Source organism: Micromonospora sp. MA102, from assembly GCF_025460765.1.
GTDB classification, from domain to species: Bacteria; Actinomycetota; Actinomycetes; order Mycobacteriales; family Micromonosporaceae; genus Micromonospora; species Micromonospora halotolerans.
Window position 1 is genome coordinate 36,426 of sequence record NZ_JAMWEG010000003.1, and the last position, 21,938, is coordinate 58,363.

The window sequence follows — 21,938 nt, forward strand, 5'->3', positions numbered from 1 at the left end:
CGACAACGGACCAGCACGATGAGGAAGTGACCCGATGAGCCTGCTCGACGTACGCGATCTGAGCGTGGTGTTCCAGCGTCGCGGTGAGCGGCCGTTCACGGCGGTCGACAAGGTCAGCTTCAGCGTGGAGCCGGGGCAGACCGTGGGCCTGGTCGGCGAGTCCGGCTGCGGCAAGAGCGTGACCAGCCTGGCGATCATGGGCCTGCTGCCCCGGCGGGGCAACAAGGTCACCGGCGAGGTCAACTTCGACGGCGCCGACCTGCTGAAGCTGCGCCCGGACGACATGCGGGACCGGCGCGGCCGGGACATCGGCATGATCTTCCAGGACCCGCTCTCCTCGCTGAACCCGGTCGTGCCGATCGGCACGCAGGTGGCCGAGGTGCTGGAGCGGCACCGCGGGATGGACCGCAAGGCGGCCATGAAGGAGGCCCGGGAGCTGCTCGACGCGGTCGGCATCCCGGACCCGATGCGGCGGCTCAAGGAGTACCCGCACCAGATCTCCGGCGGTATGCGGCAGCGCGCCCTGATCGCCACCGCGCTGGCCTGCAAGCCGCGGCTGCTCATCGCGGACGAGCCGACCACCGCGCTGGACGTGACCATCCAGGCGCAGATCCTCACCCTGCTCAAGCAGCTGGTCGACGAGACCGGCACCGCCCTGATCATGATCACGCACGATCTGGGCGTGGTGGCCGGTCTCTGCGACACGGTCAACGTGCTCTACGGCGGCAAGGTGGTCGAGCGGGCCGCCCGGCACGAGCTGTTCGCCCGGCCCCGGCACCCGTACACGCACGGGCTGTTGAGCTCGGTGCCGCGGCTGGACTCGCCCCGGGGCGAGCGGCTGCACGCCATCCGCGGCTCGGTGGCCGACAACATCCCGTGGGTCGAGGGGTGCGCGTTCGCCCCCCGCTGCGACAACGTGGTGGACGCCTGCCTGGAGGGCACGCCTCCGCTCGAACCCACCGCGACCGGCGGCGACCTGCGCTGCAACAACCCCGTTTCCGAGGAGGTGGCGGTGCCGTGACCGAGTCGACCGAGCGGACCGGACCACTTGTCGAACTGCGTGACGTCAAGGTCCACTTCCCGATCAAGAGCGGCGTGCTCTTCGACCGCACCGTCGGCCACGTCTACGCCGTCGACGGCGTCTCGCTCTCCATCAACAAGGGCGAGACGTACGGGCTGGTGGGCGAGTCGGGGTGTGGCAAGTCCACCCTCGGCCGGGGCCTGCTGCGGCTGGTCGAGCCGACCGACGGTGAGATCGTCTTCGACGGCACCGACATCCGCGCGCTCAAGGGCGAGTCGATGCGCCGGATGCGCCGCCGCATCCAGATGATCTTCCAGGACCCGCTGTCCAGCCTCGACCCCCGCCAGTCGGTGGAGTCGCTGCTGGTCGAGGGCCTCAAGGCGCACGGCCTGGCCAAGGACAAGGCGGCCACCACCAAGCGGCTCCGGGAGGCGCTCGCCGCGGTCGGCCTGCCCGCCTCGGCGCTGAGCAAGTACCCGCACGAGTTCTCCGGCGGGCAGCGGCAGCGCATCGGCATCGCCCGCGCGCTGGTGCTCGACCCCGACCTGATCGTCGCCGACGAGCCGGTCTCCGCGCTCGACGTGTCGATCCAGGCGCAGGTGATCAACCTGCTGGAGGAGCTGCAGAACGAGCACGGCCTGACGTACCTGATCATCGCCCACGACCTGGCGGTGGTCCGGCACATCGCCGACACGGTCGGGGTGATGTACCTCGGCGGCCTGGTGGAGGAGGCGTCCAGCGACGACCTCTACCGGGAGCCGATGCACCCGTACACCAGGGCGCTCATGTCGGCGGTGCCGGTGCCGGACCCGCAGGTGGAGGACCGGCGGGAACGGATCCTGCTCGCGGGCGACCTGCCCTCGCCGACGAACCCGCCGCCCGGCTGCCGGTTCCACACCCGGTGCCCGTGGGCCCAGCCGACCCGGTGCGCCGAGGAACGGCCGGCGCTGCGCGAGGTGCTGGGCGGGCACCGGGTGGCCTGCCACTACGCGGAGGACATCGCGGCCGGCCGGATCCGGCCGCACGAGGTGGAGCCGGAGCTGGTCCGGCCGGACGACGGCGCGGCGCCGGGCGACACCGGGGAGCTGATCCCGACCCCGTGACGTGACGACGCGAGGCCCCTTCCCCGGGCGGGGAAGGGGCCTCGTCGCGTTCGAACCGGGGTCAGCCCTCGGGGCGGTGGAGCAGGGCCACCGCGACGGTGTGCACGGCGTCCAGCGCGGCCGGGTCGGCCAGCGGCACCCGGGCGCCGGTCACCGCGTACCACTCGTCGGCGTCCTTGTACTGCACCCGCAGCGTGACCTGGCCGTCGGCGTACTCGGTGCGCAGCGTCAGGTCGCCGGTCACCACGCCGACCTCGTCGGTCATCACCCCGCCCGGGCCGGCGGTGATGTCGCTGGTCCGTTCCGGGGCTCCGGGCGCCGGCGGGGCAGCCGCGGGCGCGGCCGGCGTGGCGTCGGCGGACATCCCGGCGCCGGAGACGTCGGCGGGGGCGGACGGCATCCCGTCGGCCGTCATCCCGGCCGAGGTCGGCCCCGGCGCGGTCGCGCCGCCGGCGGCCGCCGCGGCGTCCCCGCCCGTGGTGTCCGGCGTTCCCTCCGGCGCCGGCGCGCCACCGGCGCCGGTCACGGCTTGTTCGCCCATGTGCAGCCCTCCAACATGTCGGTGAGGGCGGCCTTCTCGGCACTGGTCACCGTCAGCCGCCAGTAGTGCTTGACCGTCACCCAGTCCGCGGCGTACTGGCACCAGTAGGAGCGGTTCGCCGGTTTCCACTGGGACGGGTCCTGGTCACCCTTTGCCCGGTTGGAGCGGAGGGAAACCGCGATGAGCTGCGGCCGGGTCAGGTCGTTGGCGAAGTCGCCGCGCTTCGAGTCGTCCCACTCGTCGGCGCCGGAGCGCCAGGCGTTGGCCAGCGGCACGATGTGGTCGATGTCCACGTCGGCCGGATCGGTCAGCGCCAGCCCGTCGTACGCGCTCTCCCAGCGGCCGCCCACCACGTTGCAGCCGGAGAGCTTGATGCCCTCGCCGTCCCGTTGCAGCACGGTGTCCCGCACGTCGCAGTTCTTGCCGGTGTCCCGCCAGTGCGGGAAGCGGGTCCGGCTGTAGCCCTTCATCGACCCGGCGGCCGCGACGGTCAGCTGACCGAGCTGCTGGTCGACATTGCCGGAGGCGCTGGGCGGCGTGTCCGGCTCGTCGACCGGCACGCATCCGGTGACGCCGAGGGCGAGCACCGCGGCGAACGCGGCGGCCATCCCGGCGCGGGCTCCTGATCTCGTACGCACAGACGACACCTCTCCAGCTTGCGGGCTCCGGGCGAGTCCGCACAGTACCCGGGCGACGGTTTCCGTGATTCGTGGCATCTGTATGGAGGGAGCGGCAGAGTGGTTACCCATGACGGCACCCGCTCCCGCGCTGCGTATCGGCTCCGCCGCCGGGCACGGCACGCTGCTCGCCGCGATCCTCGCCTCCGGCATGGTCTTCATCGACAGCACCGTGGTCAACGTGGCGCTGCCCCGGCTCGGCGCCGAGCTCGGGGCCACCGTCGCCGGTCTCCAGTGGACCGTCAACGGCTACCTGCTGATGCTGGCCGCCTTCGTGCTGCTCGGCGGCGCGCTCGGCGACCGGTTCGGGCGGCGGCGGATCTTCCTGCTCGGGGTGGTGTGGTTCGCCGTGGCGTCGGTGCTCTGCGGGCTGGCCCAGGGAACCGGCTGGCTGATCGCCGCCCGGTTCCTCCAGGGCGCCGGCGGGGCGCTGCTCACCCCCGGCTCGCTCTCCGTGCTCCAGGCCAGCTTTCACCCGGACGACCGGGCCAGGGCCATCGGCATCTGGTCCGGGCTCTCCGGCGTGTCCACCGCGATCGGTCCGCTCCTCGGCGGCTGGCTGATCGACGCGCTCTCCTGGCGGTGGATCTTCTTCGTGAACCTGCCGCTGGCCGTCGGGGTGGTGCTCGCCGCGCTGCGCTGGCTGCCGGAGAGCCGGGACGAGGCCGCCTCGCGTACCGGGGCCGGCCGGCGGTTCGACGTGGCCGGCACGCTGCTCGGCGCGCTGGCGCTCGGCGGCGTCACGTACGCCCTGATCGACGCCCCGGCGCGCGGCGCCGGCTCCCCGGCGGTGCTGGCCGCGGCGGTGGTCGGGGTGCTCGGCGCGGTGGTCTTCGTGCTGGTCGAGCGGCGTCGGGGCGACACCGCCATGCTGCCCACCGGGCTGTTCAGCAGTCGTCTCTTCTCGGTGCTGAACATCTTCACCGTGGTGGTCTACGCGGCCCTCGGCGGGTTCACCTTCTTCCTCGCCGTCTACCTGCAGAACGTGGTCGGCTGGTCGGCGCTGTCCACCGGCCTGGCCACCGTGCCGATGACGCTGCTGCTGCTGGTCGGCTCGGCCCGGGCCGGCGCGCTCGCCGCCCGGATCGGCCCCCGGCTGCCGCTCACCGTCGGCCCGGTGGTCGCCGCGGCCGGCCTGCTGCTGCTGCGCCGGGTCGGCCCCGGGGCGTCGTACTGGGTGGACGTGCTGCCCGGGGTGCTCCTGTTCGGCGCGGGGCTCACCCTGGTGGTCGCCCCGCTGACCGCCTCCGTGCTGGCCGCGGTGGCGGACCGGTTCGCCGGGGTGGCGAGCGGCTTCAACAACGCGGCCGCCCGGGCCGGCGGCCTGCTCGCGGTGGCCGCGCTGCCGCTGCTGGTCGGCCTCTCCGGCAGCGGGTACGCGCAGAAGACCGCGCTGGCCGACGCGTTCCGGGGGGCGATGCTCTGGTGCGCCGGCCTGCTGCTGGCCGGGGCGGTGCTGGCCGGGCTGCTGATCCACCGCCCGCCGCGGACCGCGCCCGGCGGCCAGCCCTGCCCGTCGCTGCCTGTCGCGACGCCGCCGGACCGGCGGTGACTGGCGGTGCTGTTAGCGTCGGGCCATGGGTGATCAGGAGAGTACGACGCCGGCCCGGCTGCGGTACCGGCTGCTCACCGGGCCGGACGACGCCGACTTCTGCCGCCGGGTCAGCGAGGCGCTCGCCGACGGCTACCGGCTGCACGGCTCGCCGGCGGCCACCTTCGACGGGCAGCGGGTGATCGTGGCGCAGGCGGTCGTCCTCGACGACGGCAACCCCACCGTCGTACCGGTCTGACCGGCTGGCCGGGTCCCCGAGCACGGGACCCGACCAGCCGTCGGTCAGCTCCGGGCGCGGTTGACCGCGCTGGTGACCGCCTTGATCGAGGCGGTCACGATGTTGGCGTCCACTCCGACGCCCCAGACGGTCCGGCCGTCCACTTCGCACTCCACGTACGCGGCGGCCTGCGCGTCCCCGCCGGAGGAGAGCGCGTGCTCGTGGTAGTCGAGCACCCGTACGGCCACGCCCAGCGACTGCAGCGCGTTGACGTACGCGTCGATCGGGCCGTTGCCGACGGCGGTGAGCGGCTGGACCGCGCCGTCGTAGCCGACGCGGGCCTCGATCTCGACCTTGCCCTCGACGGTGCCGATGGCGTAGCCGGCCAGGGTGACGGCCGGGTCGACCTGGTGGTCGACCAGATAGTTGCGGGCGAAGATCTCCCACATGGTGCCCGGCTCGACCTCGCCACCGTCGTGGTCGGTGACCTGCTGGACCACGCCGGAGAACTCGATCTGGAGGCGGCGCGGCAGGTCGAGCTGGTGCTCGGACTTCATGATGTACGCGACGCCGCCCTTGCCGGACTGCGAGTTGACCCGGATGACCGCCTCGTAGGTGCGGCCCAGGTCCTTCGGGTCGATCGGCAGGTAGGGCACGGCCCAGGTGAACTCGTCGACCGGCACCCCGGCCGCCGCCGCGTCGACGTGCAGCGCGTCGAAGCCCTTCTTGATCGCGTCCTGGTGCGAGCCGGAGAAGGCGGTGTAGACCAGGTCGCCCGCGTACGGGTGGCGCTCGTGCACCGGCAGCTGGTTGCAGTACTCGACGGCGCGCTTGACCTCGTCGATGTTCGAGAAGTCGATCATCGGGTCGATGCCCTGGGAGAACAGGTTCAGCCCCAGGGTGACCAGGTCGACGTTGCCGGTGCGCTCGCCGTTGCCGAACAGACAGCCCTCGATCCGGTCGGCGCCGGCCAGCAGGCCCAGCTCGGCGGCGGCCACCCCGGTGCCCCGGTCGTTGTGCGGGTGCAGGCTCAGCACCAGGCTGTCCCGGCGGGGCAGGTGCCGGTGCATCCACTCGATCGAGTCGGCGTAGACGTTCGGCATGGCCATCTCGACGGTGGCCGGCAGGTTGACGATCAGCTTCCGGTCCGGGGTGGGGTCGACCACCTCGATGACCTTGGCGCAGACCTCCAGCGCGTACTCCAGCTCGGTGCCCGTGTACGACTCCGGCGAGTACTCGTAGTGGATGTCGGTGTCCGGGGTGTGGATCTCCGCGTACTTCTGGCAGAGCCGCGCGCCCGTCGTGGCGATGTCGGTGATGCCGTCCCGGTCCAGGCCGAAGACCACCCGGCGCTGGAGCGTCGAGGTGGAGTTGTAGAAGTGCACGATGGCCCGGCGCGCGCCGCGCAGCGACTCGAAGGTCCGGTCGATCAGGTGCTCCCGGCACTGGGTCAGCACCTGGATGGTGACGTCCTCCGGAATCAGGTCCTGCTCGATCAGCTGCCGGACGAAGTCGAAGTCGGTCTGGCTGGCCGAGGGGAAGCCGACCTCGATCTCCTTGTAGCCCATCTGCACCAGGAGCTGGAACATCCGGCGCTTGCGCTCCGGCGACATCGGGTCGATCAGGGCCTGGTTGCCGTCGCGGAGGTCCACGGCGCACCAGCGGGGCGCGGCCTCGACGCGGCGGGTGGGCCAGGCGCGGTCCGGCAGGTCGAACCGGAACTGCTGGTGGTAGGGCAGGTAACGCTGGAACGGCATCCGGCTGGGGCGCTGCCGGGCGATCGGATCGGTCTCGGCGTCGGTGACAGGTTGAGCCATCTCGGAGTGCTCCCTGGGAACATGTGGCGTCAGCAGATCGGAAGGTGTCGGCGAGATGCCGGGCGACGGTGCCGCGGCGGTGCCGAGAAGAAGTTCGGATGTGCTGGACGGCGCGGTTCAACTCCGCGACGAGGTGCCGGCCGGTCAGGCCTCGTCGCGGCAGCGAAGGAGAAGGTACGCCCGCCACATGACAAGGTCACCCTACGTGGTGAGATCGTCGGTGGGAAGCCAGGTCCGGACTATGGGACCGGTGTCACGGCCTCCTCCGGTGCCACGGCACCCAGGCGCGGCGTCCGCCCGGCCCAGGACACCGCGGGCACGATCGCCAGCCCGACCAGCACGAAGAGGGCCGCCGTCGGGTACCAGCCCCAGCCGCCGGTGGTCACCCCCAGGGCGGTGAGCCCGGCCGGGGCGATCAGGTACTGCAACTGCGTGCCGAGCCGGAACGCCCCCACGTACGCGCCGCGCTGGGCGGCCGGCGGCAGGGCGGCGGTGAGCCCCCAGGTGCCCGCCGACTCGACCAGCTCGGCGACGATCAGCAGCATCGCGGCGGCCACCAGCACCACCACGGTGAGCGGGCCCCGGGTCACCCCGGAGATCGGCAGGACCAGGCAGAACACGGCGATCAGCAGGGCGCCCCGGCGGGACGCCCGGGCGGCGCCCGGCGCGGTGTCGGCCCCCCGGCTGGCGCGCACCTGGAGCAGCACGATGAGAACCGTGTTGAGCACCACCAACCCGGCGATCACCGTCTTCGGCGCGTCGGTGCGGGTGAGGATCCAGAGCGGCATCACGGTCAGGTAGAGCGTCTGGTGCGCGGTGAGCAGCCCCGACAGCAGGGACACCGCCATGAACGGGCGGTCCCGTAGCACGGCGAGCCGGCTCATCGGCTCCACCGGGCGGGCCGCCTGCGGCAGCCGGGGCAGCCGCCGCACGAACAGCGCCGTCACACCGAAGACCGCCGCGATGAACCAGACCATCCCCCGGTACGCCGCGATCGTGTCGACCGCCAGCACCAGGCCGCTGATGGCCGCGCCGAGCCCGAACCCGACGTTCAGCAGCGAGCGCTGGTAGGCCATCGCGGTGACCCGCTCGGCCGGGGGGAGCGCGTTGATCGAGTAGACCTGCCGGGCCACGCCGGCCGCGGCGTCCACGGCGGCCAGGGCCACCACCACGGCGAGGAACCCGGCGAACCCGCCCACGAACGGGTACGTCGCGAACAGCGCCCCGTCCAGCACGAGCGCGACCACCCAGACGCGCTGCGGCCCGTACCGGTCGGTGAGCCCACCCAGCGGCACCGTGCCCAGCAGCGACACCCCGGCCGCGATGGACAGGCCCAGCCCCACCTGGGCGGCGCTGAGCCCGAGCGCCCGGGTGAAGAAGACCGCGCTGCCCGCCTGGAACAGGCCGCCGCCGACGGCGTAGACCATGGCCTGCACGGCCAGGGCGCGGGTCAGCCCGGCGGGCGGTACGACGTGCCGGACGGCGGTGCGGATGGTGTCTCTGGCCCCCATGGCCGGTGAGTGAACCGCGCCCCCACAGAGCCCGTCGAGCCTTTTAGTCTGTGGCGAATCCTGCGTCGGGGGGTGCGCGTGTCCGAGTTGCGGTTCAGCCTGGCCGACGTCGCGGGAGTGCGGTTCGCCGTCTCACCGGTCAACGAGACGGTCATGAGCATGTGGGCCCTGGCCGATCCGGTCCGCTACGCCGTGCACCTGCCGTGGATCGACCGGGCCCGGGCGACGCTGGGCCGGCCGGAGGTGGCCGACCGGGTCCGTCCGCTGCGGGAGCTGGCCCGGCCGCGCCGCTGGCTGCCGGACTTCCTCACCCCGGCCGCCAGACCGGGCGTGGAGATCACCGAGCAGCTCGACCAGATCGCGGCGACGCCGCCGGACGTGGTGGTCCAGGACCTGCTGGCGACCACTCCGCGAGGACCGCTGAGTCCGTTCGGGCAGGCGCTGCTCGCCGATCCCCGCGCGCGGCTGCCGCAGCTCGTCGACGCGGTACGGGTCTGGTACGACGAGGCGATCGCCCCGGACTGGACGAGGATGCGGGCGCTGCTCGACGCCGACGTCGCGTACCGCGCCGCCCAGCTCGCCGAGGGCGGTGCCGGTCGGCTGTTCGCGCAGCTCCACCCGAGCCTGCGCTGGCTGGGCGACCGGGTGGTCAGCGACGACCCGTTCGGGCGGGACTTCGACCTCCGTGGGCGCGGGCTGGCGTTGAACCCGAGCGTGTTCACCGACCGGCGGGTCCTGTGGAACCTGCTGGAGGATTCGCTGCCGGCCGGGGCGTACCCGGTCCGGGCGGTGGGCACGCTCTGGGAGACGGTCGAGGCGCCGCCCGGTGACCCCCTGGCGCGGGTGGTCGGCGCCGGCCGGGCCGCGCTGCTGCACCTGCTCGACACGGCGGCCACCACCACGGACCTGGCCCGGCGCACCGGGATGTCGGGTGGGAACGTGTCGCAGCACCTGGCCGCGCTGCACGCCGCCGGGCTGGTGTCCCGGTCCCGGCAGGGCCGGCACGTCCTCTACCGCAACACCGACGCCGCGGCGGTCCTGGTCCGGGCCAGCCGCGGCGGGTGACCGACCCGGGCGGGGGGATCAGCCGAGGAGCAGGGCCGCGAGTGGCCGGCGGTGGCGCAGTGCGGTCTCCCGGTCCCGGAGGTCCTCCGGCAGCGCGAACGGGTCCCCGAGCCGGCCGACCGCGGCCACCACCAGGGGCCGGACCTCGACCGCCAGGTCCAGCTCGGTGGCGAGGCCGGCGCGGTCGAAGCGGGTGAGCTGGTGCACGTGCAGGCCGAGCGCGGTGGCCTGCACGGTCAGGTGGGCGACGGCCTGGCCCAGGTCGTACGCGGCCCGTTCCGGGTCGCCGCCGGTGTGCGCGCCGACGACCAGGGCGGAGGCGTGCCGCACCCAGCGTTGGTCACCCTCGGGCAGGTTGACCAGGATGCGCTTCCACGTCTCGCCCTGCCGGTGGCCGAGCGCGAAGCGCCACGGCTGGGCGTTGCCGGCCGAGGGCGCCCAGCGGGCGGCCTCCAGCAGGGAGGTGGCCTCGTCGCCGGTCAGCTCGGCGGCCGGGTCGAAGGCGCGGGGGCTCCAGCGGAAAGCGAGCAGCGGGGTGAGGTCAGGCATGGGGTGAAGCATCCCTGATGGTCGTTTTGCCCCTACGATCCGCCCCGGCAGATGTGGTCAAGAGCACCCGTAACGGACATCGGGGTCAGGGCGTTCCCGCGCTCGGGCTGTCGGATGGCGACGGCGCGTCCCGGCTCACCGGCTCGCCGTCGGTGACCGGGCCGGCCAGCGGCACGGTGGCCGGCGCCGCGCCCGGCTCGCCGGCCAGCTTCAGCGTGCCGAAGGCGGCCCGGACCGCGGCGGGCGTGCCGTCCGGCAGGTAGCAGTAGATCCCCACGTCCAGCGGGGCGTTCAGCGAGGCCGAGGTCGACTCGACCGAGTAGCACTCGCCGTTCACGCCGGGCAGCGGGGTGGCCGGCGAGACGGCGAGCGGGGCACGCCGGTCGGTGAGCACGTCCAGCCAGTCGGTGAACGGGTGCTGCACCCGCGGGTCCAGCTTCCGGGGCACGGCGTCGTCGGGGTCGCCGAGGCGTACGCAGCCCGCCGGCTGCGCCCACCCGGTCGAGGGCAGGGCGCACTGGAAGAGCCCGTCAGCGGTGGCGGCGAGCGAGACGTCGACCGCGCCGCCCTGCCCCCAACCGGGCACGTCCACCCGCCAGGTGCCGTCGTTCGCGCTGGTCACTGCGACCGTCCGGGTCGTGCCGTCGGCCGGCTCGAAGGTGTACGTGGCGGTGAGATGCCGGTCCAGGGCGGCGGCGGCCAGCGCGGCGAGCTCGTCCCGGGCGGCGTCCACCCCGGCCGGGACCGGATCGGCGGTGCTGGTCGGGGCCGGGCTCGGCGGGTCGGCGGTGCAGGCGACCAGGAGCGCGGGCAGGGTCAGCGCCAGGGCACCGGTCAGTCGCCGGGCCGCGCGTCGGTGTGCGTGCACCGGGACATTCTGCGGTGCCGGCCGGGCTCCGGCGAGCCCGCCGTGCGGGTGTTCCTCCGGCGTGTCGTCCGGCCGGGTCGGTGCCGGTGAGCCGCCGCACGCCGGGGCCGGATGGTGGGATCACCCGACCCGGCGCCGCGCGCCGCCCGATACCCTGGGGAGGTCTGACACGCGCCGCCGGACCGAAGAAACCGGCGGCGCCGGCACGCTCAGGGTCGTCGCTGGGAGGGAGTGCACCGTCGTGGCACTCGTGGTGCAGAAGTACGGCGGGTCCTCCGTCGCCAACGCCGAGCGGATCAAGCGGGTGGCCGAGCGCATCGTGGCCGCCCGCAAGGCCGGCGACGACGTGGTCGTGGTGGTCTCCGCCATGGGAGACACCACCGACGAGCTGCTCGACCTGGCCAACCAGGTCAGCCCGCTGCCGCCGGGCCGCGAGCTGGACATGCTGCTCACCGCCGGGGAGCGGATCTCCATGGCGCTGCTGGCCATGGCCATCCACAACCTGGGCTACGAGGCCCGCTCGTTCACCGGCTCGCAGGCCGGCGTGCTCACCACCTCGGTGCACGGCCGGGCGCGGATCATCGACGTCACCCCGGGCCGCCTCAAGGGCGCGCTGGACGAGGGCGCCGTGGTCATCGTGGCCGGCTTCCAGGGCGTCTCGCAGGACACCAAGGACGTCACCACGCTGGGCCGGGGCGGGTCGGACACCACCGCCGTGGCCCTCGCCGCCGCCCTCGACGCGGACGTCTGCGAGATCTACACCGACGTGGACGGCGTCTTCACGGCCGACCCGCGGATCGTGCCGAACGCCCGGCACATCAAGCACATCACCTACGAGGAGATGCTGGAACTGGCGGCCTGCGGCGCCAAGGTGCTGCACCTGCGCAGCGTCGAGTACGCCCGGCGCGCGGGCTTGCCGATCCACGTCCGTTCGTCATACTCGACCAACACCGGCACGATGGTCACCGGATCGATGGAGGACCTTCCTGTGGAACAGGCACTGATCACCGGGGTCGCCCACGACCGCAGCGAGGCGAAGATCACCATCGTCGGGGTGCCCGACGAGCCGGGCGCCGCCGCGCGGATCTTCGACACCGTGGCCGGCGCCGAGATCAACATCGACATGATCGTGCAGAACGTGTCCACCGAGGGCACCGGCCGCACGGACATCTCCTTCACGCTGCCCAAGACCGACGGCCCGACCGCCATGGCCGCGCTCAGCAAGATCCAGGAGCAGGTCAAGTTCAAGGGCCTGCTCTACGACGACCACGTCGGCAAGGTCTCCCTGATCGGCGCCGGCATGCGCTCGCACCCGGGTGTCGCGGCCGGCTTCTTCGCCGCCCTCGGCGCGGCCGGGGTCAACATCGAAATGATCTCCACCTCGGAGATCCGGGTCTCCGTGGTCTGCCGGGACACCGACCTCGACAAGGCGGTCCGGGCCATCCACGACGCCTTCGAGCTGGGCGGTGACACCGAAGCCGTCGTCTACGCCGGGACCGGGCGGTAGCGCGGATGTCGTCGCTGCCCACCCTCGCCGTGGTCGGGGCGACCGGTGCCGTCGGCACGGTGATGTGCCAGATCCTCTCCTCCCGCCGCAACGTGTGGGGCGAGATCCGGTTGCTCGCCTCCGAGCGCTCGGTCGGCCGCCAGATCCAGTGCCGGGGCGAGTCGCTGACCGTCCAGGCGCTCACCCCCGAGGCGTTCGACGGCGTCGACGTGGCGATGTTCGACGTCCCGGACGCGGTCTCGGCCGAGTGGGCGCCGGTCGCGGTCAGCCGGGGCGCGGTCGCGGTGGACAACTCCGGGGCGTTCCGGATGGACCGTGACGTGCCGCTGGTCGTCCCCGAGATCAACCCCGAGCAGGTCCGCAACCGGCCGAAGGGGATCATCGCCAACGCCAACTGCACCACCCTGGCGATGATCGTGGCGATCGCCCCGCTGCACCGCGAGTACGGGCTGCGCGAGCTGGTGCTCGCGTCGTACCAGGCGGTCTCCGGGGCGGGGCAGGCCGGCGTGGACGCGCTGCACGCCCAGCTCGGCAAGATCGCCGGGGACCGGGTGCTCGGCTCCCGGCCGGGCGACGTCCGGCAGGCGGTGGGCGACGAGCTGGGCCCGTTCCCGGCGCCGCTCGCGCTCAACGTGGTGCCCTGGGCCGGCTCGCTCGCGGACGGCGGCTGGTCGTCCGAGGAGCTGAAGATGCGCAACGAGTCGCGCAAGATCCTCGGGCTGCCCGACCTCAAGGTCTCCGCGACCTGCGTCCGGGTGCCCGTGGTGACCGGTCACTCGGTCGCGGTGCACGCGGTCTTCGCCACCGAGGTCGACGCCGAGGGCGCCCGCGAGGTGCTGCGCAACGCGCCCGGCGTGATCCTGGTCGACGACCCGGCCGCCGGCGAGTTCCCGATGCCGATCGACGCGGTGGGCACCGACCCGTCCTGGGTCGGCCGGATTCGCCGCGCCGTCGACGACCCGCGCGCCCTCGACCTCTTCGTCACCGGCGACAACCTGCGCAAGGGCGCCGCCCTGAACACCGCCCAGATCGCCGAGCTGCTGGCCAAGGAGCTGACCCGCTGATCCGCGGCCGGCGTCCGCCGCGCCCGGCCGGCGCCGGTGGCCGTGCCGGTCAGGCGGCGGACAGGTGCACGCCGTCGCGGCCGTCCCGCTTGACGGCGTAGAGGGCCTGGTCGGCGCGGCGCAGGGTCCGCTCCGGTGTCTCGCCGGGTCGCGGGAGGGCGACCCCGACGCTGATCGTCCGGCCGGTGCGGCGGGCGGCCTCGGTGAGCCGTTCGGCGATCCGGACCGCCTCCTCCGGGCGGCTCACCTCGATCACCGCGACGAACTCGTCGCCGCCGGTCCGGTACAGCTCGTCGCCCTGGCGCAGCGCACCCTCCAGCGCCCGCGCGAGCCCCACCAGAAGCTGGTCGCCGGCCTGGTGGCCGTACGTGTCGTTGACGTCCTTGAAGCCGTCCACGTCGATCGCCAGCAGGGCTGTACGCCCCGGCGTGGCGCTCGCGATCCGCTGCCCGAACGGCCCGGTGTGGCGCAGCCCGGTGAGCGGGTCGGAGCTGGCCTGCTCGCGCAGCCGGGCGAGCGTACGCAGCCGGTCCAGGCAGATCCACGCCTGCCCGGCCAGCAGCTCGATGAGGTTGACCGTGGTCGGGTCCGGGCGCAGCAGCCGCTCGTCGGCGACCAGCAGCACGCCGCCGCCCTCCGTCGGCCCGACCGGCACGGCAACCAGGGTGCGCGCGCCGGCCCGGGTCAGCGGCAGGTAGTCCTCGGTCGGCGGATGCCCCTCCTCGCCCAGCGTGTACGCCGAGCCGTGCCGGTGGGCGCGGGCGATCATCCGGGCCAGCGCCGCCGGGCCGGCCTCGGCCAGCTCGGCCCGGATCCGGGCCTCCAGCGCTCCCGGGGTGCCCGTCGGCGAGCCCAGCCGAGGTTCGCGCGGGCCGGGGAGGATCAGCACGGCGGCGGAGAGCGCCGACACGTCCCGGGCCGCGGCGATCGCGGCGGTCATCAGGTCCCAGTCGGTCGGCGCGGTGGTCATCGCGGCGGCGTGCCGGAGCAGCTTCTCGCTGCGGCTCTCGGCCGGCGGTCCGTCGAGCGCGGCGATCCGGGCGCCGAGCCGGTCGGCCAGCCGCTGCGCGGTCTGCCGCCACCGGTCCGCCTCGACCGGGCCGCTCCACTGCAGGTCCAGCACGCCGAGCGGCCGGCCCGCCCGGTCCCGCACCGGCACGCAGATCTCGGCGGTGACGTCGGGGCGTACCGGCAGGTAGTCGGGATCGGCGGTCACGTCGGGGACGGTGGCCGGCTCGCCGGAGTCGTACACCCGGGCCACGATCGACCGCTCCTGCTCCCGTCGGGGCGGGCCGGAATTCTCGGTCGGAGTCTTCAGCGGCACGGTGGAGAAGACCTGCCACGCGCCGGTGGCCGCGACGCAGCGCAGCCGGTCGTGGACCTGGAGCAGGATGGAGGTCGTCGCCGGGGTGTGCCGGGCGATTGCCGCGACGGTCCACTGGCACGCCTCCAGCGCGGTCGACGCCATCGGAAGGCGGACCGTGACGTCCCGGACGACTCGCTCGTGATCCACGTCGTTCCTGCTCGGAGGGGGCGGGGCGCGATCAAGGGTACCCAGCGGAGGAGCCGGCGACCTTCGTACACATGTGCTATCCACAGGCTGTGGACGCAGCCTGTGGGCGACGGGGCCGCGGGGTGGAGGCGGCGGCGATAGCGTGAGGGTCCCGGGCCCGTCAGGAGGCGCCGATGCTCATCGCCCAGCTCAGCGACCCGCACGTGACCACCGGCCTGCTCGCCGCCGAGCAGGCGTCCGGGCTGCACCGGGCGCTCGGCCGGGTCCTCGCCCTGCGCCCCCGGCCGGACTGCGTGGTGATCACCGGCGACCTGGTGAGCAACGGCCGGCCGGACGAGTATCTCGCGCTGCGCGAGATCATCGGGCGCTTCCCGCTGCCCGTCCACCTCGCGGCGGGCAACCACGACGACCGGGAGTCCCTGCTCGACACCTTCGGCGGCACCCCGTACCTGGGCGGTGGCTTCTCGGCCTACTACCACGTGGACCAGCCGGACGGCACGCTCGTGGTGCTCGACTCGCTCGCCCCGGGCGACGACGCCGGGCGGCTCGGCGCCGAGCAGCTCGGCTGGCTCGACGGGGTGCTCGCCGGCCGCGCCGAGGTGCCCGCCGTGGTCTGCCTGCACCATCCGCCGGTCGCGGTCGGCGTCCCGGCCATGGACGCCATGGGGCTCACGGACGCCGACGCTCTCGCCGAGGTGATCGGGCGCCACCCCCACGTGGTCCGGGTCGTCGCCGGGCACCTGCACCGGGCGGTGACCAGTGCCTTCGCCGGCACCGTGCTGACCACCGCGCCGAGCACCTGGATGCAGGTCAGCCTGGCCATGACGGCGGAGGAGGAGATCGGCTGGGTCGCCGAGCCGACCGCGTTCCTGCTGCACCGGGTGGCCGACGGCGGCTGCGTGACGCACACCGTCCAGGTCAGCCACGCCGCCGGGCGGACCTGCTGGTTCTGATCCGGCGTGGAGCGGCTTCTCTGGTACGTGGCGTACGGCTCGAACCTGCACGCGGCGCGGCTCGACCGGTACCTGCGCGGCGGGCGCCCGCCGGGCGGGCTGCGCACGTACCCGGGCTGCCGGGACTGCCGACCACCGCGCCGCACGGTCGCCGGGGCGATCCCCGGCGGCGTCTACTTCGCCGGTGAGTCGCGCGCCTGGACCGGCGGGATGGCGTTCTACGACCCGGAGCTGCCCGGTCGGGCGGCCGTGCGGGGCTACCTGGTGACGGTCGAGCAGTTCGCCGACATCGCGGCGCAGGAGATGTACCGGCCGCCCGGCGCCGACCTGGACCTGATCCGGGTGGCCGCGGAGACCGGCCGGGCCACGCTCGGCCCGGGCCGCTACGAGACCCTGCTCCGGGTCGGCGTGCGCGACGGCCTGCCGATGCTCACCTTCACGGCCCCGCACGCGGCGTCGGAGGTGGAGTGGACCTCGCCGGCCCCGGCCTACCTCGGCATGCTCGCCCGCGGGCTGCGCGAGGCCCACGGCTGGGACGTCGACCGGACGACCGGCTACCTGGCCGACCGGCCCGGGGTTGCCGGCAGGTGGGCACCGGTCGCGCTTCGTGCGCTGGTCATGGGCTTGACCGCCGACACCCGGAATCACTTCACCACGGTCGTCGGCCCGGACGGGCGCCTGCTGGTCGGCGTGCCGGGTCAGGGCTGGAAACTGGTCGACCGGGACGGCACCACACGGCCCGTTCCCCTGCCCGCCGGTGCGGATTCCGAGTACGGCCCGCAGCCGGTCCTGATCGACGATGCGGGAACGATCCACGGAGCGGTGCACCCGACCGAGCCTGTTGCGGGCCGCTACCAGGACGTGCCGGCGGTCTGGCGCTGCCACTGAGGCCGGGCCTTCGGCCGGATGCGACCGGCGGAACGGCGGATGTCGGCCACCGATCGGTCGTGTTCGGCTCCGCCGCAGATGTATTTACCGCCGGGAAGGTTGCGCGAGCAAGATTCTCCGCGTGACATGAAGGGGTCGTACGCGAGGCACCCGAGGGGGTCGGCTGCCTCGATCGACACCCGATCGTGGATCAGCAGGTGCCGCACCCTCCTGCTGGTCCGCCCCGCGCACGGCGCCGGCGCCCCGGTCCCTGGGGGCCGGCGCCGTGGGCGTAGGACGGGTCGCCCTCTCGATCCAGGGATCCGCGCGACCGGACTCAGCCCAGCAGGGCGTCGCGCAGCGCGGGGGCCAGCACCTCCGGCGGCACCTCGTGGAAGCCACCCGCCAGGCTGAGGTGGCTGGCACCGTGGATCGCCTCGGCGGTCGCCACCGCCGCGTCCCGCAGCCACGGCGGGCTGCCGGTGCTGTCCACCACCACGGTGGGGGCGGCGATCGCCGCGAGCCGGTCGGTGGGCAGGCCGGCGGAGCCGGTGACTGTCGTGTCGTAGGCCAGGGTGTGCGCCAGCCCGGTCATCCACGACCACTCCGGGGCTTCGCGCATCCCGCCGACCGCCTCGGGCGGCACCCCGACCGCCTCGGTCAGGAACAGCGCGACCGCGTCGTCGCGCCGGCCGGCCGAGACGAGTTCGCTCAACCGCTCGGCCAGCCCGGGCTTGGGGCCACCGTGCGGGCCGGCCTGGAACGGCGGCTCGAAGAGCGCCAGCCCGGCGACCCCCACCCCCTCGGCCGCCACGTACGCGGCGAGGATCGCGCCGGACGAGAGACCGTAGAGGTGGGCGGCGCCGCCCACCCGGTCGATCAGCGCCGCCACGTCCTCGATCTCGCGCTGCACCGCGTACGGCCCGGTGTCACCGCTGTCGCCGCGACCCCGGCGGTCGTAGCCGTACACCGTGAAGTCGGCGCTGAGCGCGGCGGCCAGCGCGCGGGTGGTGCTCCGGTCGTTGAAGGCCCCCCCGACCAGGATGATCGGCGGGCCGTCGCCGGCCGTCTCGTAGGCGATCGTGGTGCCGTCCGCGGAGCGCACCGAGTCCACCGTCCAGGTGGTGCCGTTCGACGTCATGATTACTTCCTACTGCAGATCGCTGACAGCGGAGAGCCGTGAAGGATTTCACCTGCCCGTCATGTCCGACTCGTCGGGCAGACCGGTACAGGTCGTCGTCCATATTCATCATTCCGCTGTGCTCTCCGGTCGACCTGCCGGCCGGTGGATGAGAAGCTTGCCCCCGGCGGGGCGGTGTCCCCCGACTGCCGCCTTCCGCGATCGACCCCCTGTCACGGCACGGTCAGGGTCACCGGGCGAACCATCGTCCGGACACCACGCGCCGGTATCTCACGAGGAGTTCCATGTCCGTCCCCGGGATGCGCCGCCGGGCCGCCGTCGGCCTGGCCGCACTCGCCGCCACCGCGTTCACCGCGGTCGCAGTACACCCCGACCAGGCCTCGGCCCGCCCGAAGCCGCTCGACGTCAAGCTGCTCGCCATCAACGACTTCCACGGCAACCTGGAGCCGCCGACCGGTTCCAGCGGCACCATCGACGGGAAGACCGCCGGTGGCGCGGAATACCTGGCCACCCAGCTGAACATGCTGCGCGGCACCACCGAGGAGGAGCGGGAGCACACCGTCACGGTCGCCGCCGGTGACCTGATCGGCGCCTCGCCGCTGCTCTCCGCCGCGTTCCACGACGAGCCCACCATCGAGGAGATGAACCTCGCCGGGCTCGAGTTCACCAGCGTCGGCAACCACGAGTTCGACGAGGGCGCCACCGAGCTGCTCCGGATGCAGAACGGCGGCTGCCACCCGGTCGACGGCTGCGGCGACGGCACGCCGTTCGCGGGCGCCGACTTCCAGTACCTGTCGGCCAACGCCTTCAAGACCGCCACCGGCCAGCCGCTGCTGCCGCCGTACGGCATCAAGAAGATCGACGGCGTGAAGATCGGCTTCATCGGGATGACCCTCGAGGGCACCCCGCAGATCGTCAGCCAGCAGGGCGTCGCCGGCCTGTCGTTCGCCGACGAGGCGGACACCGCCAACAAGTACGCCCGCATCCTGCAGGCCCAGGGCGTGCAGTCCATCGTCGTGCTCCTGCACGAGGGCGGCGTGCAGAACGGCGGCGGCATCAACGACTGCACCGGGTTCAGCGGGCCGATCGTCGACATCGCGAACCGGATGGACCCGGCGATCGACGTGATCGTCAGCGGGCACACCCACGCCGCGTACAACTGCAACATCAACGGCAAGCTGGTCACCAGCGCCAGCTCCTTCGGTCGACTGGTCACCGACATCGACCTGAAGATCGACCGGCGGAGCAAGGACATCGTCAGCGCGTCGGCGAACAACGTCGTGGTCACCCGGGACGTCCCGAAGGACCCGGCCACCACCGAGCTGATCACCCACTACAAGACCGCCCTCGGCCCGGTGGCCGACAAGGTGGTCGGCGAGACCACGAGCGTGCTCACCAAGACCCAGGAGAACCTGTACCAGACCGGGGTCGACGCCAACGGCAAGCCGACGTACCAGACCGGTGAGTCGCCGCTCGGCAACGTCATCGCCGACGCCCAGCTCGCCGCCACCGACAACGAGCAGAACGCGGTCGCCGCGTTCATGAACCCCGGTGGTGTCCGCGCCGACCTCGACGCCGGCCCGGTCACCTACGCCGAGGCGTTCACCGTCCAGCCGTTCGCCAACAACCTGGTGACGCTGGACCTGACCGGCGCCCAGCTCTACTGCCTGCTGGAGCAGCAGTTCACCGCCGCCAAGGTGCTCTACGCGTCCTCGACCGTGCACTACGTCGTCGACGTCAACGGCACCACGGCGCCGGTCGCCTCGCCGTGCACCGGAACCCGCGTGGTCCGGGGGAGCCTCACCATCAACGGCACCCCGGTCACCGACGCCGCGACCTACCGCGTCACGGTGAACAACTTCCTCTCCGGCGGTGGCGACGGCTTCAGCGTCCTCACCGGGGGCACGAACGCCGTCACCGGGATGATCGACCTGGACGCCTTCACCGCGTACCTGACCGAGAAGTCGCCGGTCTCCGCGCCGGCGCTGGACCGGATCCAGACCACGGCGGAGGTTCCGGCCGCCTGACGGCCGACCCGCACGACGACGGGCCCCGGAGCGGACGCTCCGGGGCCCGTTCGCGTGCCGGGACACGACTCAGGCGTGCGCGGGCTCCGGCTCCCGGACGACGGCGGTGACGCGGCCGTCCTGGGCGGCGGTGAGCAGCCGGCGCAGCGACAGGGCCAGCACCGAGGCGGTCAGGCACCCGCCCACCACGACGGCCACCCAGAGCCGGCCGTGCGCCGCGCCGATCAGCGGGCCCGCCGTGACCGGGCCGATGACCCCGCTGATGCCGAAGATCATCGAGCTCATGGCGTTGTACCGCCCGCGCAGCTCGTCGGTGGCGAGCGCGTTGGTCAGCGCCGGCATCACCGGCGACAGCATCGTCTCGCCGAACCCGAAGATCGCCGAGCAGGCCACCACCCCCAGCGCCGCGAGCAGCGCGTTGCCCGTGCCGATCACGCCCGCCGCGCCGAGGACCAGCCAGGCGGTCGCGAAGACCGCGCCCACCGCGGCGAGCGCGCCGGTCCGGCTCCGGCCCTCCATCCGGCGGATCACCAGCAGCTGCGAGAGCACGATCATCACGGTGTTGCCGGCGAGCGCCCAGGCCACCACCCGGGGGGACACCTCCACCACCCGCACCGAGTACGCGGCGAAGCCCACCTCGATCTGCGCATAGCCGCACGTGGTGAGGACCAGGCCGAAGATGACCAGCCGGCGGAACGGCCGGTCCCGCAGCACGGCCAGGTAGCCCCCGGCCCCCGGTGCGGCGTCCGCCGCCCGGTCCTGGACCAGACGGTGACCGACGTGCGGAAGGGTCAGCAGGATCAGGCCCGGCATCAGATAGCTGATCGCGTCCAGCACGTAGATGGCCTGGAAGGTGACCGGCCGGGCCACGTCCACCACCGCGCCGGAGATCAGGCCACCCACACCGATGCCCAGGTTGAGCAGCGCGAAGTTCAACCCGAACACCCGCTGCCGCTCACCGTCGCCGGTGAGCGAGGCGAGAATCGTGTTCTGACCGGACCAGATCGCCGAGCTGCCCACCGCGATCAGCGTCATCACGCCGAACGCCGACGCGGTCGAGTCGACCAGCGCCAGCGAGCCGGTGCCGATCGCCTCGACGACCAGGCAGGGCAGCACCACCCGGCGCGCGCCGAACCGGTCGATCAGCGTGCCGCCCAGCGGCGACAGTGCCAGCGTCACGGCGCCGAACCAGCCGATCACCAGGCCGGCGCGGGCGTCGCTCAGCCCGCGGACGTCGGTGAGGTAGATGAAGAGGAAGGGCAGGGTGAGACCGCGCCCGACGGCCGACAGCAGGGTGCCGATCAGGAGACGGCGGGCTTCGGGACGGGCGGGCAGGGCGCGGCGCAGCATGGCTGCATTCTTGGTGGCGGGTACGACGACCCGCGACCGGATTTGCGGCGGTTACGCGCTCGGCAGAGCCGGCGGGTGAGCAAATTAACCCCGTCTGCCATGCTGGCGCGGTGACCACCACCTGGCGCCACCTGCCCGCCCCGGCCCGCGAGATCGCGCAGGCCGCCACCGAGGCGGTCGGCGCCGCGCAGGCCCGGGACGCCGCGGCGTACGAGCCGGCGGTCGAGCGGCTCGCCGCGGACCGGGCCGGGCTGGTGCTCGGCGGCGCGGTCCGGCTGCTGCTGGAGGAGAGCCACCCGGACGGGCTGGACGGCGACGACGTCCGCCAGGTGCTGGAGCGGTGCGTCCGGTCCACCGCGGAATGGCGGCCCGACGTCGATCCGCACGTGCTGCTCGTGCTGCTGGCGAGCGCGCTCGGCGTCTACGACCCGGGCGACGACGACGCGCCGCCGGAGCCGGCCGCGATCGCCCGGCACGCCCCGCTGCTCATCGCCGACCTGCTGGCCGCCACCGGCCGGCCCCTGGCCGACTACCTGACGGCGGCGTTCGCCGAGGTCGCCCGCACCGAACTGCACGACTGACCATCGCCGGAGCG

20 protein-coding genes are annotated in these 21,938 nt (G+C 73.5%); 11 read left to right on the forward strand and 9 right to left on the reverse strand.

Annotated features, from left to right (window positions below; genetic code table 11):
• Positions 1 to 34 precede the first annotated feature (34 nt).
• Together NFX44_RS06705 and NFX44_RS06710 are read left to right on the forward strand one after the other, a co-directional pair.
• The gene (locus tag NFX44_RS06705) at positions 35 to 1,021 is read left to right on the forward strand and encodes an ABC transporter ATP-binding protein (RefSeq protein ID WP_262282632.1); all 987 of its coding nucleotides are present in this window, start codon (positions 35 to 37) and stop codon (positions 1,019 to 1,021) included.
• On the forward strand, positions 1,018 to 2,124 hold the full coding sequence (locus NFX44_RS06710; protein ID WP_262282633.1) for an ABC transporter ATP-binding protein: 1,107 nt from the start codon (positions 1,018 to 1,020) through the stop codon (positions 2,122 to 2,124). The genes NFX44_RS06705 and NFX44_RS06710 overlap by 4 nt, the downstream gene beginning before the upstream one ends.
• Before the next feature lie 61 nt (positions 2,125 to 2,185).
• Here the strand turns inward: NFX44_RS06710 and NFX44_RS06715 are convergent, their stop codons facing one another.
• A complete protein-coding gene (locus NFX44_RS06715) occupies positions 2,186 to 2,665 on the reverse strand; it encodes a hypothetical protein (RefSeq protein WP_262282634.1) in 480 nt (159 codons plus the stop codon).
• Positions 2,647 to 3,273, reverse strand: a complete 627-nt coding sequence (locus NFX44_RS06720) for an HNH endonuclease family protein (RefSeq protein WP_262283157.1) — start codon at positions 3,271 to 3,273, stop codon at positions 2,647 to 2,649. The genes NFX44_RS06715 and NFX44_RS06720 overlap by 19 nt, the downstream gene beginning before the upstream one ends.
• A 139-nt stretch (positions 3,274 to 3,412) precedes the next feature.
• Here NFX44_RS06720 and NFX44_RS06725 point away from each other — a divergent pair, with 139 nt between their 5' ends.
• Complete coding sequence (locus NFX44_RS06725) at positions 3,413 to 4,894, forward strand: MFS transporter (RefSeq protein WP_262282635.1); 1,482 nt, start codon at positions 3,413 to 3,415, stop codon at positions 4,892 to 4,894.
• A 25-nt stretch (positions 4,895 to 4,919) separates the two neighbouring features.
• The gene (locus NFX44_RS06730; protein ID WP_262282636.1) at positions 4,920 to 5,132 is read left to right on the forward strand and encodes a DUF1737 domain-containing protein; all 213 of its coding nucleotides are present in this window, start codon (positions 4,920 to 4,922) and stop codon (positions 5,130 to 5,132) included.
• Between the two features lie 44 nt (positions 5,133 to 5,176).
• Here the strand turns inward: NFX44_RS06730 and leuA are convergent, their stop codons facing one another.
• The gene (leuA, locus tag NFX44_RS06735; RefSeq protein ID WP_262282637.1) at positions 5,177 to 6,928 is read right to left on the reverse strand and encodes a 2-isopropylmalate synthase; all 1,752 of its coding nucleotides are present in this window, start codon (positions 6,926 to 6,928) and stop codon (positions 5,177 to 5,179) included.
• A gap of 239 nt (positions 6,929 to 7,167) precedes the next feature.
• Entirely contained in the window at positions 7,168 to 8,439 is a 1,272-nt protein-coding gene (locus tag NFX44_RS06740) for an MFS transporter (RefSeq protein ID WP_262282638.1), read from the reverse strand.
• 78 nt (positions 8,440 to 8,517) lie between these two features.
• Between NFX44_RS06740 and NFX44_RS06745 the strand changes: the two genes are divergently transcribed.
• Positions 8,518 to 9,504, forward strand: coding sequence for a helix-turn-helix domain-containing protein (locus NFX44_RS06745; RefSeq protein ID WP_262282639.1), 987 nt, complete (start codon positions 8,518 to 8,520; stop codon positions 9,502 to 9,504).
• An 18-nt stretch (positions 9,505 to 9,522) separates the two neighbouring features.
• On the opposite strand, the gene NFX44_RS06750 is transcribed toward NFX44_RS06745, so the two are convergent.
• Both NFX44_RS06750 and NFX44_RS06755 read right to left on the reverse strand, forming a co-directional pair.
• Positions 9,523 to 10,053 (reverse strand): nitroreductase family protein, encoded by a 531-nt coding sequence (locus NFX44_RS06750; RefSeq protein ID WP_262282640.1) that lies wholly within the window; start codon positions 10,051 to 10,053, stop codon positions 9,523 to 9,525.
• Positions 10,054 to 10,138: 85 nt separating this feature from the next.
• A complete protein-coding gene (locus NFX44_RS06755) occupies positions 10,139 to 10,921 on the reverse strand; it encodes a hypothetical protein (protein ID WP_262282641.1) in 783 nt (260 codons plus the stop codon).
• A 241-nt stretch (positions 10,922 to 11,162) separates the two neighbouring features.
• Between NFX44_RS06755 and NFX44_RS06760 the strand changes: the two genes are divergently transcribed.
• Together NFX44_RS06760 and NFX44_RS06765 are read left to right on the forward strand one after the other, a co-directional pair.
• On the forward strand, positions 11,163 to 12,428 hold the full coding sequence (locus NFX44_RS06760; protein WP_151462326.1) for an aspartate kinase: 1,266 nt from the start codon (positions 11,163 to 11,165) through the stop codon (positions 12,426 to 12,428).
• A 5-nt stretch (positions 12,429 to 12,433) separates the two neighbouring features.
• The gene (locus NFX44_RS06765; protein ID WP_262282642.1) at positions 12,434 to 13,492 is read left to right on the forward strand and encodes an aspartate-semialdehyde dehydrogenase; all 1,059 of its coding nucleotides are present in this window, start codon (positions 12,434 to 12,436) and stop codon (positions 13,490 to 13,492) included.
• Positions 13,493 to 13,541: 49 nt separating this feature from the next.
• Here the strand turns inward: NFX44_RS06765 and NFX44_RS06770 are convergent, their stop codons facing one another.
• Positions 13,542 to 15,005: a diguanylate cyclase gene (locus NFX44_RS06770; RefSeq protein WP_262282643.1), complete on the reverse strand. Its 1,464-nt coding sequence runs from the start codon at positions 15,003 to 15,005 to the stop codon at positions 13,542 to 13,544.
• Positions 15,006 to 15,178: 173 nt separating this feature from the next.
• Between NFX44_RS06770 and NFX44_RS06775 the strand changes: the two genes are divergently transcribed.
• Both NFX44_RS06775 and NFX44_RS06780 read left to right on the forward strand, forming a co-directional pair.
• The gene (locus NFX44_RS06775; protein ID WP_262282644.1) at positions 15,179 to 15,958 is read left to right on the forward strand and encodes a phosphodiesterase; all 780 of its coding nucleotides are present in this window, start codon (positions 15,179 to 15,181) and stop codon (positions 15,956 to 15,958) included.
• 6 nt (positions 15,959 to 15,964) lie between these two features.
• On the forward strand, positions 15,965 to 16,846 hold the full coding sequence (locus tag NFX44_RS06780) for a histone deacetylase (protein WP_262282645.1): 882 nt from the start codon (positions 15,965 to 15,967) through the stop codon (positions 16,844 to 16,846).
• Between the two features lie 316 nt (positions 16,847 to 17,162).
• Here NFX44_RS06780 and NFX44_RS06785 read toward each other — a convergent pair whose 3' ends face one another.
• Positions 17,163 to 17,966, reverse strand: coding sequence for an alpha/beta fold hydrolase (locus NFX44_RS06785; protein WP_262282646.1), 804 nt, complete (start codon positions 17,964 to 17,966; stop codon positions 17,163 to 17,165).
• Positions 17,967 to 18,250: 284 nt separating this feature from the next.
• Here NFX44_RS06785 and NFX44_RS06790 point away from each other — a divergent pair, with 284 nt between their 5' ends.
• Positions 18,251 to 19,993 (forward strand): bifunctional UDP-sugar hydrolase/5'-nucleotidase, encoded by a 1,743-nt coding sequence (locus NFX44_RS06790; RefSeq protein ID WP_262282647.1) that lies wholly within the window; start codon positions 18,251 to 18,253, stop codon positions 19,991 to 19,993.
• A gap of 69 nt (positions 19,994 to 20,062) precedes the next feature.
• Here NFX44_RS06790 and NFX44_RS06795 read toward each other — a convergent pair whose 3' ends face one another.
• Complete coding sequence (locus NFX44_RS06795; RefSeq protein ID WP_262282648.1) at positions 20,063 to 21,343, reverse strand: MFS transporter; 1,281 nt, start codon at positions 21,341 to 21,343, stop codon at positions 20,063 to 20,065.
• Between the two features lie 110 nt (positions 21,344 to 21,453).
• Between NFX44_RS06795 and NFX44_RS06800 the strand changes: the two genes are divergently transcribed.
• Positions 21,454 to 21,924, forward strand: a complete 471-nt coding sequence (locus tag NFX44_RS06800) for a hypothetical protein (RefSeq protein ID WP_262282649.1) — start codon at positions 21,454 to 21,456, stop codon at positions 21,922 to 21,924.
• The last annotated feature ends 14 nt before the right edge of the window (positions 21,925 to 21,938 follow it).

Coding starts and splice junctions, on each gene's coding strand:
- NFX44_RS06790 (WP_262282647.1), top strand. CDS start 18,251: ATGTCCGTCCCCGGGATGCGCCGCCGGGCCGCCGTCGGCCTGGCCGCA.
- NFX44_RS06705 (WP_262282632.1), top strand. CDS start 35: ATGAGCCTGCTCGACGTACGCGATCTGAGCGTGGTGTTCCAGCGTCGC.
- NFX44_RS06785 (WP_262282646.1), bottom strand. CDS start 17,966: ATGACGTCGAACGGCACCACCTGGACGGTGGACTCGGTGCGCTCCGCG.
- leuA (WP_262282637.1), bottom strand. CDS start 6,928: ATGGCTCAACCTGTCACCGACGCCGAGACCGATCCGATCGCCCGGCAG.
- NFX44_RS06775 (WP_262282644.1), top strand. CDS start 15,179: ATGCTCATCGCCCAGCTCAGCGACCCGCACGTGACCACCGGCCTGCTC.
- NFX44_RS06715 (WP_262282634.1), bottom strand. CDS start 2,665: ATGGGCGAACAAGCCGTGACCGGCGCCGGTGGCGCGCCGGCGCCGGAG.
- NFX44_RS06720 (WP_262283157.1), bottom strand. CDS start 3,273: ATGGCCGCCGCGTTCGCCGCGGTGCTCGCCCTCGGCGTCACCGGATGC.
- NFX44_RS06795 (WP_262282648.1), bottom strand. CDS start 21,343: ATGCTGCGCCGCGCCCTGCCCGCCCGTCCCGAAGCCCGCCGTCTCCTG.
- NFX44_RS06765 (WP_262282642.1), top strand. CDS start 12,434: ATGTCGTCGCTGCCCACCCTCGCCGTGGTCGGGGCGACCGGTGCCGTC.
- NFX44_RS06750 (WP_262282640.1), bottom strand. CDS start 10,053: ATGCCTGACCTCACCCCGCTGCTCGCTTTCCGCTGGAGCCCCCGCGCC.
- NFX44_RS06740 (WP_262282638.1), bottom strand. CDS start 8,439: ATGGGGGCCAGAGACACCATCCGCACCGCCGTCCGGCACGTCGTACCG.
- NFX44_RS06730 (WP_262282636.1), top strand. CDS start 4,920: ATGGGTGATCAGGAGAGTACGACGCCGGCCCGGCTGCGGTACCGGCTG.
- NFX44_RS06725 (WP_262282635.1), top strand. CDS start 3,413: ATGACGGCACCCGCTCCCGCGCTGCGTATCGGCTCCGCCGCCGGGCAC.